Source organism: Bacillus sp. DU-106, assembly GCF_004799705.1.
Taxonomy (GTDB): domain Bacteria; phylum Bacillota; class Bacilli; order Bacillales; family Bacillaceae_G; genus Bacillus_A; species Bacillus_A cereus.
The window spans coordinates 714744-727500 of the sequence record NZ_CP026607.1; the positions used below are offsets into that span (position 1 = coordinate 714744).

The window sequence follows — 12757 nt, forward strand, 5'->3', positions numbered from 1 at the left end:
CAAAGAAGTTAGGTGGGGATTAAACTGTCCGTAAAAGCCCGATTGGTGAGGGGTGATTAAAGTTTTACTTTATTAGAGCTATCTTTGAAAAGAGATAGCTCTTTTTTTGTATATATTTCCTTCTATTAGCGGAATCTAACTAAAAACTTGTTGAAAAGGAAGCTAGGTGGGGAAATTGTTAGAGCTTGAAGGTAACTTATTTGAAGTTATGAAAGAAATTAGGGATGAGTTAGGTTCACCTAATGATTTAACAATTAGAGAAGTTGCTCTTGCTGGGAGTTTTACACGTTGTGCGGTTGTGTTTTTATGTGGATTGACAGATAAGGATAATGTTTATAAATATGTCATTCGCACACTGCAATACGAAGAAATTATAAATGAGGAAGCTGTTGTTCAAACGTTATTGGATCGTTTTATTTCTATCGCAGAAGTGGGTGTAAAGACGAAGTTTCCAGATATTATGAATGCGATATTAGCGGGAGATACAGTTATATTAATTGATAATATTCAAACCGCTATCGTTATTAATAGTAGGGCCTGGGAGAAGCGAAGTTTAGAACCACCAGTGACAGAAGATTTAATACGCGGACCGAGAGTTGGATTAAATGAAGATATTAATGTGAATAAAATGTTAATCCGACGCAGTTTACGCGATCCAAAGTTGAGGTTCCAATCTTATATTATGGGGAAGCGATCGCAGAAAGAAGTAACCCTAGTATATATAGAAGATATTATTAATCCTCACATTGTAAAAGAGTTAGATCGCCGTCTTCAATCAATAGTGACAGATGTCGTTTTGGAAACAGGTACGATTGAACAATTAATTCAGGATAATAATTTATCCCCATTTCCACAGTTTTTGAATACAGAGAGGCCTGATAATATTATAGCCTCATTAGCGAAAGGGAAGGCAGCCATTTTAGTAGACGGATCCCCGTTTGCTCTTATTGCACCACTTGTGTTTGTTGATATTTTTCAATCTGTAGAAGATCATTACGAGCGCTGGGTGATTGGAACGTTATTAAGATTTTTACGTATGGGTTCAGGCATAATTGCGGTTTTGTTACCAGCTATGTATGTAGCACTTGTATCTTATCATCAAGGACTTATTCCTTCTAAACTGGCTTATTCAATTGCAGGTGCGAGGGAAGGTGTTCCGTTTCCTGCATATATTGAAACGTTAATGATGGCCTTGACTATGGAATTAATACGAGAAGCTGGAATCCGATTGCCGAAACCGATGGGACAAACGATAGGGATTGTAGGAGGTCTTGTAATTGGAGAAGCTGCGGTAAATGCAGGGATTGTAAATCCGTTTTTAGTTATTATTATTGCAGTTACTGCGATTGCTACGTTTTCGCTTCCTGTATATAGTATTACGATTACGTTCCGAATTTTACTTTTCGTCTTTGTATTAGCTGCAACGGCTTTTGGGCTGTATGGGATCATTCTAGCTCTGATCGCACTTGCTATTCATATTACAAATTTAACAAGTGTTGGTATACCGTATACAACTCCAATTGCTCCTGCATTTTATAAAGATTGGAAAGAAGAATTTATTCGCATGCCAAAATCGATGTTGAAAGATAGACCAGAGTACTTACAAACAAAAGATTCTACAATACGTCCAAAGGAGCGAAAATAAGTGAAACCATTTGAGTATGGCGATGAAGAGATTGGATCTCGTGAAATTGGGTTTGCGGTATCATCGACCATTATTGGTATAGGGGCATTGTCTATGCCAAGAGATATCGCTAACCAAACTTTATTTTCGGACGGTTGGATTATCTTGCTTTTGGGTGGATTGATCTGCGCGGTTTTAGGTTGGTTTGTGACGAGAGTGGCTATCTTATTTCCAAAACAAAATTTTGTTCAATATACGAGTGCGCATTTGACGAAGCCTGTTGCATACACAATTAGTAGTATTTTAGTATTAACGTTTGCTGCTTTGACAGCATATGAATCGCGAATGATTTCAGTTATTTCTCAAACGTATTTATTTAGTGATACACCAATACAACTACTGTCTTTCTTCTTCTTATTAGTTGTTATTTATGGAATAGCAGGATCAAGAGCAGCCTTATTAAGGTTAAATGTTTTATTCTTACCTATTGTTTTAATTGCGATAGTACTTCTTTCTTTATTGAATATAAATTTAATGGAAATAAATAATTTACTACCAGCTTTTCAAACAAAAGTAAGTCAATATGCTGTTGGAGTTAAAAATTCTATTTTTACGTTTATTGGATTTGAAGTAGCGTTATTTTATGCGGTTTTGCTGAATGATAAGACAGCGAAAAAAGCGCCAATGGCAGTCGCGAAAGCGGTGATGGTAAACGTGCTGTCATACATTTTAATTTATGTAACTTGTATTAGTGTTTTTACTTATATGACAACACGTGGATTGACATATCCAACAATTGAATTAGGGAAAGAAATTGAAATTGGTGGAGGATTTTTAGAAAGGTTTGATGCGATTTTTTTTACGACTTGGATTATTACTATTTATAACACTACAGCAATGTATTATGATGTCGCATCTTTATTGTTTTGTGCTATGTTTCCGAAAGTGAAGAAACATATTTTTATTTTCGTAAGTGCCCCTATTATTTTTATGGTGAATATGATACCTAGTAGTTTAAATGCTTTATCAAGTTATGGGACTTATTTAGCTTGGATAGATATGGGGTTTGTTGTGTTAGCGCCTTTGCTCGTTTTAATTGTATATAAAATAAAAAGAAGGAATGGTGGAAATGAAACACCTTCTTAAAATTATAATGGTTATGGCTTTAACTGGATTTATGAGTGGGTGTTCTGAGTTAGAAGAGATAGAAGAAAGAGGATTTGTAGTAGGAGCGGCTTACGATATCGTAAAGGAGAAGAAAGCGAATCCAATTATGAAAGGAACCTATCAGATGGTACTCCCTAGTAAATTGTCTCAACAGGGTGGACAAGGAGGTGGGGATAGCGAAAATTATATTAATGTTAGTGCAAAAGCAGATAGTGTATTTGAACAAATAAGAATAATCGCCAAAAAAATTAGTCGTACATTATTTTTCCCTCATATACAAGTGATTATTTTCTCTGAAGAATTACTTTCACATCCATACATTTTGCAAAATACGTTAGATGTATATATTCGCGATCATGAGATGAGAAGAAATATTCGTTTGTTCGTTTCTAATAAAAATGCCGAAGCTATTTTAAAACAAAGTGCCAAGCCTGAAAATTTACCGGCGCAGTATATTGATATGTTAGCTGAACACCCTCCAAAAAATGCCCAAATGATTGAGGCTGCAAGAATTGGTGAGGTGCAGGAAAAGATGATCTCTAACCGAAGTTTTGTATTACCTATTCTTGAACTAACAAAACAAGGGGTACAAATGAACGGTGCAGCATTGTTTCGTGGAAAGGATAATAAGTGTGTAGGCAATTTGAGTGGGGAAGAAACATTAGGGATGAATTATATAATAGGTAAAAAAATTGGAGGTTTTTTTACCATTCGTAAAAAGGATCAACTTATTACATATGAAATTCATAAGTTACGTCGAAAAATTAAAGTATCCACAACGAATGCTACAAAACCGAAATTTAATATTCATTTATCTCTGGAAGGTACAATAGCTGAGTTGCACTTTAGTGATCATAAAAAGGTTTTGAATGAAAAACGTTTAGAGAAGGATATATCGGAAGAAATGGAGGAGCGTATTCAAAAATCGATTAAGCTTGTTCAAAAAAAATATAAGGTAGATGTATTAGAGTTAGGGGAAGTGTATAAGAGACATAATTATAAAGAATGGACAAAAATAAGTAAGAATTGGGATCAAGGCGAAAATTACTTTAGTAATGCTGAAATTACTGTTCACGTTCATCCAACAATTGAACATTCAGGTTCAGCTTTACCGAAAAGAGTGAAATAAGGTGATGAAAGTTGTTTACTGGATTAGGAATTAGTTGCACGATATTAATGGCGGTGCTGCCGGGGGCTATATATTTCATTCATAAAAAACTCACAACGTATGGAGCGCAGCCGTGGAATACTGATGTACAAAAAAAGAAGCCTGAATGATTTTCAGGTTTCTTTCGGACAAAGCATATGTGAAGGGGGATGCCTTCTATGTATGCTTTGTTTTATACAAGCCCTAACCAATGTACCAATTGTGTAGAGAGGAATGTAACAACAATGGCGATAACGGTAGGGATTGCAAACGATAAGAATGTCCATTTTGCACTTTTTGTTTCTTTGTATATGTTAACCAGTGTTGTTCCGCACGGGAAATGAAGAAGTGAGAACAACATTGTGTTTAACGCTGTTAACCAAGTCCAACCATTTTCTAGGAATAGATTTTTAATTTGATTAAAATCATCTATTTCAGTTAAAGCCCCAGTTGATAAGTAAGACATTAATAAAATTGGGATTACAATTTCATTAGCAGGTAGTCCAAGAATGAATGCAGCTAGAATAAACCCGTCAAGTCCTAACATTTTAGCAAATGGATCTAGGAAGTTTACAAAATACATAAGTAAGCTTGTGTCACCAATAAAAATGTTAGCAAGTAACCAAGTTAATGCAGCCGCAGGGGCAGCAACAACTATAGCTCGTTTTAAAACGTAGATTGATTTATCGAGTGTTGCGCGAACAATTGTATTCCAAACTTTTGGCTTGCGGTACGGAGGTAACTCAAGTGTGTAGTGAGTTGGAACCCCTTTTAAGGCTGTTTTTGATAGTACCCAAGAAACAGTTAATGTCATAATAACACCAAGTACAACCATTCCAACTACAACGCCAGCAGTAACCAATGTTTGCATACTGCCTGTATAACCAGCAGCCATAAATAGTGAAGCCATTAAAATTAACATAGGCCAGCGACCGTTACAAGGAACGAAGTTGTTCGTTAAAATTGCTAGCATACGTTCACGTGGTGATTCAATGATACGTGTTGACATAATGGCTGCTGCATTACAACCAAATCCCATTGCCATTGTTAAAGATTGTTTCCCGTGTGCGCCGGATCGTTTGAATAAGCGGTCCATATTAAACGCGACACGTGGTAAGTATCCGTAATTTTCTAATAGCGCGAACATAGGGAAAAAGATTGCCATAGGTGGTAACATAACGCTAATAACAGCACCGATACCACGGAACAAACCAAGTATTAAAATGCCATGTAACCATTCAGGTGCATGCGCTGCTTGGAACCAAGATGTTAAATATCCTTCGGCCCATCCGAAGAATTCGGCAATCATATCAGATGGTACGTTAGCGCCTGCAATTGTAAGATAAAAAATAATAGATAAAATACCGAGCATAATTGGGAATCCCCAGATTGGAGATGTGAAAATTTTATCTAGTTTTTCGGAACGATATAATTTATCAGTATTTGTATATTGGACAGATTCTTTACATATGCTTGCAGATGTTCGGTAAATATCTCCGACTATATCATCTCGTATATCTTCTTTTGAAAGTGTTTGTGCATGTTGAATAATATAGTCTAATGGAAGAGCTTTACTGGCTGAGTGAGATTCCATTAATTACGACCTCCCTTACAAGTGGTTCATTATGGTGTTTTTGAAGTGTAGTTAAGAAATTTTTATCTCCATCTAATATACGTAACGCAATCCAACGTGCTGGATACGTATCACCGAACACTTTATAAATTTGTGGTTCTAATTCCTGAATCATATTTTCGATTTTTTCGCTGTAAGTAATTTTAATTGGTGTTGGAATTAGTTTTTTATTTGCTACTTTTGCAATAACATTTAGCAAATGACCAATACCTACTCGGTTACGTGCTGAAATTTTAACGACAGGTACACCAAGTGATTTTGCTAATTTCTTTTCATCGATAACAATCCCTTTTTTCTCGGCTTCATCAATTAAGTTAATGCAAATGACTACATTGTTTGTCATCTCCATCACTTGAAGTGCTAAATTTAAATTTCTTTCCATAGCAGTTGCGTCTATAACAACTACAGTTACTTCTGGTTTTTCAAATATAATATAATCCCTCGCTACTTCTTCGTCTGCGGAATTTGAGTATAGTGAGTAGGTTCCAGGTAAATCTATTAATGTATAATTACTTCCGTTATGTTCATATTCTCCTTCAGCTTTTAAAACAGTTTTTCCCGTCCAGTTTCCAGTATGTTGTTTTAAGCCTGTTAAAGTATTAAATAATGTACTTTTCCCTGTATTCGGGTTACCAGCTAAAGCGATACGATGTTTGCTCATCTGAAATCATCTCCTATTAATACCCCGAAAATAAGGGAGCTTTCTTCTTTACGCAGTGCAATAGTTGTGTTACTCACTTGATAAGCGACCGGATCTCCAAGTGGACTGCGTTGCAATACTTTAATCGTCGCCCCCGGGATAAATCCCAAATCTAATAAGCGTCGTTTCATAGTTCCTTCTAATTGTATCTTCTCAATTTGTACAAACTCTCCTATTTTAAATTCGGAAAGTGGTTTTATATTAGCCGATACCATAAAAGTTACCTCATCTCTATATTTTTAGTTTGAGTTTAAAAAGTTTCCTAAGGTAAACTTTTTGTTAGTAATATAGTAGACTACATTGGATTATGTTGTCAATTAGTACTTTAAAAATATTCATTTATTTTTAGAATTGTTCCAATTTATTTAGTTGTACTAAAAAATATTACTGAAATTATTTTTAATGTGCATAAATTAGGTGTGTGAAAATTACAAAATACAGCGGAATTGTAAATGTAACTTTAACGAAAAGGGAAAAAGAGAGAAAAACATTTACATTGAATTTACATTGTTAAGAATATATTTACATTGCAGTGTAGTTAGTGTGGTTTTTGTTTGGTTATTTAACTATAAATGTTGGGATTTCTAGCTTTTAAGGATTATTATCGTCATTTACTTAAAATTAAAAATTGCTTAACACTCACATAATATTGTTGTCCTACAATGAATTTGTGTTCGAAAGAAAATGAATTCGAAAAGTGATAATCCAAATGGGGGTACAAGACATGGTTATGAAAAAAGGTATTAAATTTTCTTTAGCAGCTTTAGTGGTAGCAGGAGCATTAGTTGGTTGTGGGAAAGCAGAAGATACAACTAGTAAAGACACTGCTAAAGGAAGCGATAATACAAAACAAGAATTATCAGGTACGATTGCAGCGGCTGGTTCTACAGCTCTTCTACCTCTTGCGGAGGAAGCTGGAAAGAAATTCATGGAGAAAAATTCAAAAGTTTCTATTCAAGTTCAAGGTGGCGGTAGTGGAACTGGGATTAACCAAGTAGCATCTGGTGCAGTACAAATTGGTAATTCAGATGTTCCGTCCGGAGATAAAATAAAAGATGCTGAAAAGGCGAAAGAATTAGTAGATAACAAGGTAGCGGGTATTGCATTCGCTCTTGTCGTAAATAAAGATGTAAAAGTTGATAACTTAACAATGCAACAAGTACAAGATATCTTCACTGGAAAAGTAACAAACTGGAAAGAAGTAGGCGGAAAAGATGAAAAAATCAATGTAATTAATCGTCCGGCTTCATCTGGTACACGTGCTACATTTGAAAAAACGATTATGAAAGACGCGAAAATTAATGATGGAACTGGTACAACACAAGATTCTAACGGTGCAGTAGAGCAAGCGATTAACTCTACTCCTGGTTCGGTGAGTTATTTAGCAATGTCTTACATGGTGGGCGAGAAAAAAGGCGCACTACAAACAGTGAAAATTGATGGTGCTGAACCGAAAGTTGAAAACATCGCGTCTGGTAAATATCCATTCTGGTCTTACGAATATATGGTAACAAAAGGTGAAGCGAAGGAAGCGACGAAAGCTTATATCGATTATGTAAAAGGTAAAGATTTTGAAAAGCAAGTAGAAGATATGGGCTACATTCCAATGTCTAAATTAAATAAGTAATAAAATTTTATGGGGCTGGCTGCAAGGCCAGTCCTGTTCATTTCAATCTGTGAAGTGGGGTCTGTCCTGTGATGAAGGGGAAAAAGCAAATTAATTACGTGAAAAGTGAATATATAGGAAGATCACTTGTTACGTTTTGTGGTATTTTTATTGTTTTAATTACATTAGCTATTATTGCGTTTATTTGTGGTAAAGGTATTCAATCTTTTACACAAAGTGGTATCTCATTTACTGAGATGTTAACATCGACAAAATGGAATCCAAATGCTGATCAAGGATCCTTCGGGGCTTTAATTTTCATTGTAGGTTCAACGGTGGTTTCGTTAGGTGCGGTTATTATTAGTGCACCAATTGCTATAGCTCTTGCTATATTCATGAATTTAATTTCGCCAAAGTTTGGAAATAAAGTATTGAAGCCTGTTCTAGAATTGTTAGTTGGTATTCCTTCGGTTGTATACGGATTATTAGGTGTTACGATTTTAGTACCACTATTACGTGATTCGTTTGGGGGAGTAGGCTTTAGTTTAATTGCAGGTATTGTTGTATTAAGTATTATGATTTTACCTACTATTGCTAGTATCGCTTCTGATGCAATACGTTCTGTTCCATTTGATTATTTAGAAGCTTCTTATGGTCTAGGATCAACGAAATGGCAAGCGATTAGCCGAGTGATTGTTCCTGCTGCGAAAAAAGGGATTTTAACAGGTGTTGTTTTAGGCTTAGCGCGTGCTTTCGGTGAAGCGTTAGCGGTTCAAATGGTAATCGGGAATACGATTAAATTACCAGAAGGAATATATAGTCCGACAGCGACGTTAACTGGTATTTTAACAATGGACATGACGAATACATTGAACGGAACTGCTTGGAACAATGCGCTATGGACTTTAGCGATGATTTTACTTGTTATTTCATTCCTGTTTATTTTAGTAATTCGAGCGATTGGGCAAAGAGGTGAGCGATAATAATGAATGCAAGAACGGTAAATAAAGTTTGGACGGGTATCTTTTATGCGGTTGCGGCTTTAGTTGTAGCTTTGCTAGTGTTCTTAGTATTTGAGATTTTACAAAAGGGATGGGGATTTTGGGATCCTAATTTCTTGTTTGGAGAACCAAGCAATACAAGAGCTGGTGGTGGGATTGGTCCGCAGTTATTCAATTCCTTCTACATGCTTGTTATAACGCTTATTATATCTATTCCTCTTGGATTAGGTGCTGGAATATATTTAGCGGAGTACGCAAAACAAGGACGTTTTTTAAATTTTGTTCGTCTATGTATAGAGACGATGGCGTCTTTACCTTCTATTGTTGTTGGTTTATTTGGTTTGTTAGTGTTCGTTACAATGACAGGTTGGGGATACACAGTAATGGGTGGTGCTCTTGCTTTAACTATTTTAAATTTACCAGGTTTAACGCGTGTTTGTGAAAATGCGATTTCAGAAGTTCCTCAGAATGTAAAAGAGGCAAGTCTTGGATTAGGTGCAACGAAGTGGCAAACAATCGCTCGTATTATTATCCCATCGTCATTACCACAAATTATTACAGGGATTATTTTAGCGGCGGGTCGTATATTTGGGGAAGCGGCAGCATTAATTTACACAGCGGGTTTAACATCCCCGATTTTAAATTCAGCAGCGGATTTCTCAAGTCCTGCGCATCCTTTAAATCCATTTAGACCAGCTGAAACATTAGCAGTTCACATTTGGAAATTAAATTCTGAAGGAGTTATTCCAGATGCGAAGTTGATTGCGACAAAATCTGCAGCTGTATTAATTATTATGGTATTACTATTCAATGTTATTTCACGCTTGATAGCATCTATATTACACAAGCGCTTTACAGGAACGAAAAGAAAAAGTAAAACAACGAAAAAGGTAAAAGCGGCATAAATTATAAAGAAGAACTCTCTATTTATAAGTAGGGGGTTCTTTTGTATTTTAATATAGAAGGAATGGATGTAATGATTGTTGAATTTGTGATTAATTATAAAGAAGAACAGATGTAATTTAGAGAGGAGCTTTAATTTGTTTTTTCTGCAAATGTCAGGTTTTCCTGGGTCAGGAAAATCGACAGTTTCTAAGTATATAGCGAAATTAACAGGTGCTGTAATTATAGATCATGATGTTTTGAAATCCGCGTTGTTAAAATCATTAAAAGTAAAAGGAATTGAATCAACGATTGTTGGTGGGCTTGCGTATGATGCCGAATGGGTATTGATTGATTCTTATTTAGAACAAGGGCATAGTGTTATATTGGATAGTCCGTGTTTATATGAGGGAATGGTTGAAAAAGGGATTGAACTATCAAATAAACATGGTGTGAAATATAAATATATTGAGTGTTATCTTAATGATATGGAAGAGATTAATAGGAGACTGCAAACACGTAAGCGTATGATCAGTCAAATTGAAAAGGTGGAATCGGAAGTAGGTTTTAAAAAGTGGTTAAATGGTAGTAAAAGACCTTCAAATAATGAATACCTTATTGTGGATTCTAGTAAACCTATAGAGCAATATGTGGAAAAAATGATGGATTATATGACTAAATAGAGAAAAGGCGTTATCTTCATTTGTGAAGATAACGCCTTTTGTTTTTAAATATCAGGTGTTTCTGTAGAAGTGCTTATTTTCCTACGGGAGCGTCTTTTTCTCCCGATTTTATCTAGTAGTTCATACATAACTGGAACGACTACTAATGTAAGAGCAGTTGAGACTGCCAAACCGCCGATGACAACGACGGCTAAACTTTTTGATACCATACTTCCTGCTTGGGATTGGCCAAATAGGAGTGGGAGCATAGCAACGATTGTTGTAATAGCTGTCATAATAATTGGGCGTAGTCTAGTAGAACCTGCTTCAAGTAAGGCTTCTCTAGTTTCCATTCCATGTTCCCGATTTTGTTGGACTCTTTCTATTAATACAATAGCGTTTGTAACAACAATCCCGATTAACATTAATGCGCCGATCAAGGAATTTACATCAACAGGTGTTCGTGAAATGATTAATCCTAAAATACCACCGACAGCAGCTAATGGTAAGGAGAATAGGATTGCAAAAGGAGCACGTGCTTGCCCGAAGGTGATAACCATAATTAAATATACAATCCCGATTGCAATCCCCATAATTTTGAATAAATCTGTAAAATTCTCTTGCATAGATTCAGTAGCTCCTGCGATATTTACTTTTGCACCACCAGGTAAATCTAAGTCAGTCATCGCTTTATTTACTGCTGTGTTTACTTTACTCAAATCTTCATTTGAAGCTTCGGCTGTAATTTGGATTGTTTCTTTTCCGTCTTTATGGAAAATTTCTGTTTGTGTTTGTTTTTCTGAAATAGTTGCAATGTCTTTTAAAGGTATTGGTCCATTAATAGGTGATAGTATGTTTGTATTTAAAATATCTTCTTGTTTATTAATGTTTTCTTTTTTGTGTTCTATCATAATAGTAGCTTTTTCATTATTAATTGTAATTTCGCCAATAGGTGATTTCTTCATAAGGAATGCTACTTGTTGCGCAGCTATTTCTGGTGTTAAACCTAGTTGTTCAGCCTTTGTTTGATCAATATGAATTTGCCATTCTTTCTTAGAGTCTTCTAAATTTGTTTTTACTTTAGAAAGATCATCCATGCTTTTTAGTTTTGTTTCAACGATAGTAGCCGCTTCTTTTAAATCCGCTTCGTTAGTAGCTGTTACGTTAAATTGTAAGTTATTGCCGCCGCCAGAGCTTGAATAACTTGTTTTTATATAATCAAGTTCAGCAGGCTCAAAAGTTTTATGTTCCTTTTTTAACTCTTTAATATATTGATCAATATCAGAACCTTTTTTAAAGACTACGAATATACTAGCGAGGTTATTTTTAGTTGTTTGCCCCCATTGTGCATCTTCTGCGCTAGATCCCATTCGTAAAATAACGTCTGTTATATCTGAATTAGAAAGTAATTTCTTTTCAAAATCAAATGCTTTTTGTTTTTGAGATTCAGCATTATAATGGGCTGGAAATGTCATGTTAATAGATAACATTGTGTCGTCTTCAGATTTTATGTTTGCTTTCGGTAGTAATATATAAGCTGCAATTGATCCTACAAATAATAAAAATGCAGTAAGTAGAATAATGAATTTATGAGAAAGAGCCCACTTTAATGTAGCGACATATCGTGATGAAGAACTTGGCTTTCGATGCTTTGTTTTTTTGAGTAGTAAAAAAGCCATAAGTGGAACAACTGTTAGTGCAACGATTAAGGATGATAATATAGAATATACAACTGCTAATACCATAGGTAACATTAATTTTCCGATTGCTCCTGATACGAGGCCGATAGGTAAAAAAACAGCGACCGTTGTTAAAGTAGAAGAAGTAATTGCGACTGCGACTTCTTTCGTTGCATCGAGAATGATATCTTTAGAGAAAGAATCTTTTTGTAAACGGCGGAAAATATTCTCGATGACAACGATACTATCATCGACGAGACGTCCAACCGCAACAGCTAAACCACCGAGGGTTAAAATGTTAAGCGTAATGTTAGATTGATGTAGTAAAAAGAGTGTTAATAAAATGGATAATGGAATACTGACAACAGCGATGAGTGTTGTTCGGAAGTTACGTAAAAAGATTAAGATAATTAGAGTTGCAGCGATTGCTCCAAGTATTACTTCTTTTCCCATGCTAGTAACAGCATTTTCAACTTGTTCATGGGTTGAAGCCAAAAGTTTAATGGAAAATTGATCTTTATATTCCTTATCTATCTCTTTAACTTTTTTATCAATCTCTTTTCCAATGGCAACTGCATTTTTACTCGGTTCTTTCATGATGATTAATCCTGTGCCTTCTTCTCCGTTTATATGTGAGATTGTATCGTAGTGTTGTT

Annotated in this window: 12 protein-coding genes (1 of these 12 running past the window's edge); 8 read left to right on the plus strand and 4 right to left on the minus strand. The window is 35.3% G+C overall.

Translation table 11 applies throughout. The features are described from left to right. The first annotated feature begins 166 nt into the window (after positions 1-166). From gerLA to C3Y97_RS27685, 4 genes are read left to right on the plus strand one after another with little or no spacing between them, the layout of a single operon-like run. Entirely contained in the window at positions 167-1645 is a 1479-nt protein-coding gene (gene gerLA, locus C3Y97_RS03655; RefSeq protein ID WP_002023287.1) for a spore germination protein GerLA, read from the plus strand. After that, positions 1646-2770: a spore germination protein GerLB gene (gerLB, locus tag C3Y97_RS03660; protein ID WP_000802005.1), complete on the plus strand. Its 1125-nt coding sequence runs from the start codon at positions 1646-1648 to the stop codon at positions 2768-2770. Beyond that, entirely contained in the window at positions 2754-3920 is a 1167-nt protein-coding gene (gene gerLC, locus C3Y97_RS03665) for a spore germination protein GerLC (RefSeq protein ID WP_000681629.1), read from the plus strand. Before gerLB ends, gerLC begins: the two co-directional genes overlap by 17 nt. Positions 3921-3931: 11 nt before the next feature. Beyond that, a complete protein-coding gene (locus C3Y97_RS27685; RefSeq protein WP_000493991.1) occupies positions 3932-4069 on the plus strand; it encodes a hypothetical protein in 138 nt (45 codons plus the stop codon). A gap of 62 nt (positions 4070-4131) precedes the next feature. Here the strand turns inward: C3Y97_RS27685 and C3Y97_RS03670 are convergent, their stop codons facing one another. From C3Y97_RS03670 to C3Y97_RS03680, 3 genes are read right to left on the minus strand one after another with little or no spacing between them, the layout of a single operon-like run. After that, positions 4132-5532 carry a nucleoside recognition domain-containing protein gene (locus tag C3Y97_RS03670; RefSeq protein WP_000443605.1) on the minus strand — a complete coding sequence of 467 codons (1401 nt, stop codon included), beginning with the start codon at positions 5530-5532 and terminating at the stop codon, positions 4132-4134. After that, positions 5510-6232 carry a FeoB small GTPase domain-containing protein gene (locus C3Y97_RS03675; protein ID WP_000033865.1) on the minus strand — a complete coding sequence of 241 codons (723 nt, stop codon included), beginning with the start codon at positions 6230-6232 and terminating at the stop codon, positions 5510-5512. The genes C3Y97_RS03670 and C3Y97_RS03675 overlap by 23 nt, the downstream gene beginning before the upstream one ends. Further along, complete coding sequence (locus tag C3Y97_RS03680) at positions 6229-6486, minus strand: FeoA family protein (protein WP_000252982.1); 258 nt, start codon at positions 6484-6486, stop codon at positions 6229-6231. Before C3Y97_RS03680 ends, C3Y97_RS03675 begins: the two co-directional genes overlap by 4 nt. 509 nt (positions 6487-6995) lie before the next feature. On the opposite strand from C3Y97_RS03680, the gene C3Y97_RS03685 reads away from it, so the two are divergent. The 4 genes from C3Y97_RS03685 (at position 6996) to C3Y97_RS03700 (ending at position 10443) form a co-directional block, all read left to right on the plus strand. Beyond that, a complete protein-coding gene (locus C3Y97_RS03685) occupies positions 6996-7898 on the plus strand; it encodes a phosphate ABC transporter substrate-binding protein PstS family protein (protein WP_000245108.1) in 903 nt (300 codons plus the stop codon). 71 nt (positions 7899-7969) lie between these two features. Then, positions 7970-8860: a phosphate ABC transporter permease subunit PstC gene (gene pstC / locus C3Y97_RS03690; protein ID WP_000676676.1), complete on the plus strand. Its 891-nt coding sequence runs from the start codon at positions 7970-7972 to the stop codon at positions 8858-8860. A 2-nt stretch (positions 8861-8862) separates the two neighbouring features. Then, positions 8863-9783 carry a phosphate ABC transporter permease PstA gene (gene pstA / locus C3Y97_RS03695; protein WP_000994141.1) on the plus strand — a complete coding sequence of 307 codons (921 nt, stop codon included), beginning with the start codon at positions 8863-8865 and terminating at the stop codon, positions 9781-9783. 135 nt (positions 9784-9918) lie between these two features. Further along, positions 9919-10443 (plus strand): P-loop nucleotide/nucleoside kinase family protein, encoded by a 525-nt coding sequence (locus C3Y97_RS03700; RefSeq protein WP_000465755.1) that lies wholly within the window; start codon positions 9919-9921, stop codon positions 10441-10443. 44 nt (positions 10444-10487) lie between these two features. On the opposite strand, the gene C3Y97_RS03705 is transcribed toward C3Y97_RS03700, so the two are convergent. Continuing rightward, positions 10488-12757, minus strand: partial view of an efflux RND transporter permease subunit gene (locus tag C3Y97_RS03705; RefSeq protein WP_000375549.1) — the 3' portion only. The gene runs 775 nt beyond the window's last position; the window shows 2270 of its 3045 coding nt (coding positions 776-3045); its start codon lies beyond the right edge, outside the window — the gene reads right to left on this strand; its stop codon occupies positions 10488-10490.

Bases quoted from the DNA above. Each gene is read 5' to 3' on its own strand.
- C3Y97_RS03675 (WP_000033865.1), bottom strand. From the start codon at position 6,232: ATGAGCAAACATCGTATCGCTTTAGCTGGTAACCCGAATACAGGGAAA.
- gerLC (WP_000681629.1), top strand. From the start codon at position 2,754: ATGAAACACCTTCTTAAAATTATAATGGTTATGGCTTTAACTGGATTT.
- pstC (WP_000676676.1), top strand. From the start codon at position 7,970: ATGAAGGGGAAAAAGCAAATTAATTACGTGAAAAGTGAATATATAGGA.
- C3Y97_RS03685 (WP_000245108.1), top strand. From the start codon at position 6,996: ATGGTTATGAAAAAAGGTATTAAATTTTCTTTAGCAGCTTTAGTGGTA.
- C3Y97_RS03680 (WP_000252982.1), bottom strand. From the start codon at position 6,486: ATGGTATCGGCTAATATAAAACCACTTTCCGAATTTAAAATAGGAGAG.
- pstA (WP_000994141.1), top strand. From the start codon at position 8,863: ATGAATGCAAGAACGGTAAATAAAGTTTGGACGGGTATCTTTTATGCG.
- C3Y97_RS03670 (WP_000443605.1), bottom strand. From the start codon at position 5,532: ATGGAATCTCACTCAGCCAGTAAAGCTCTTCCATTAGACTATATTATT.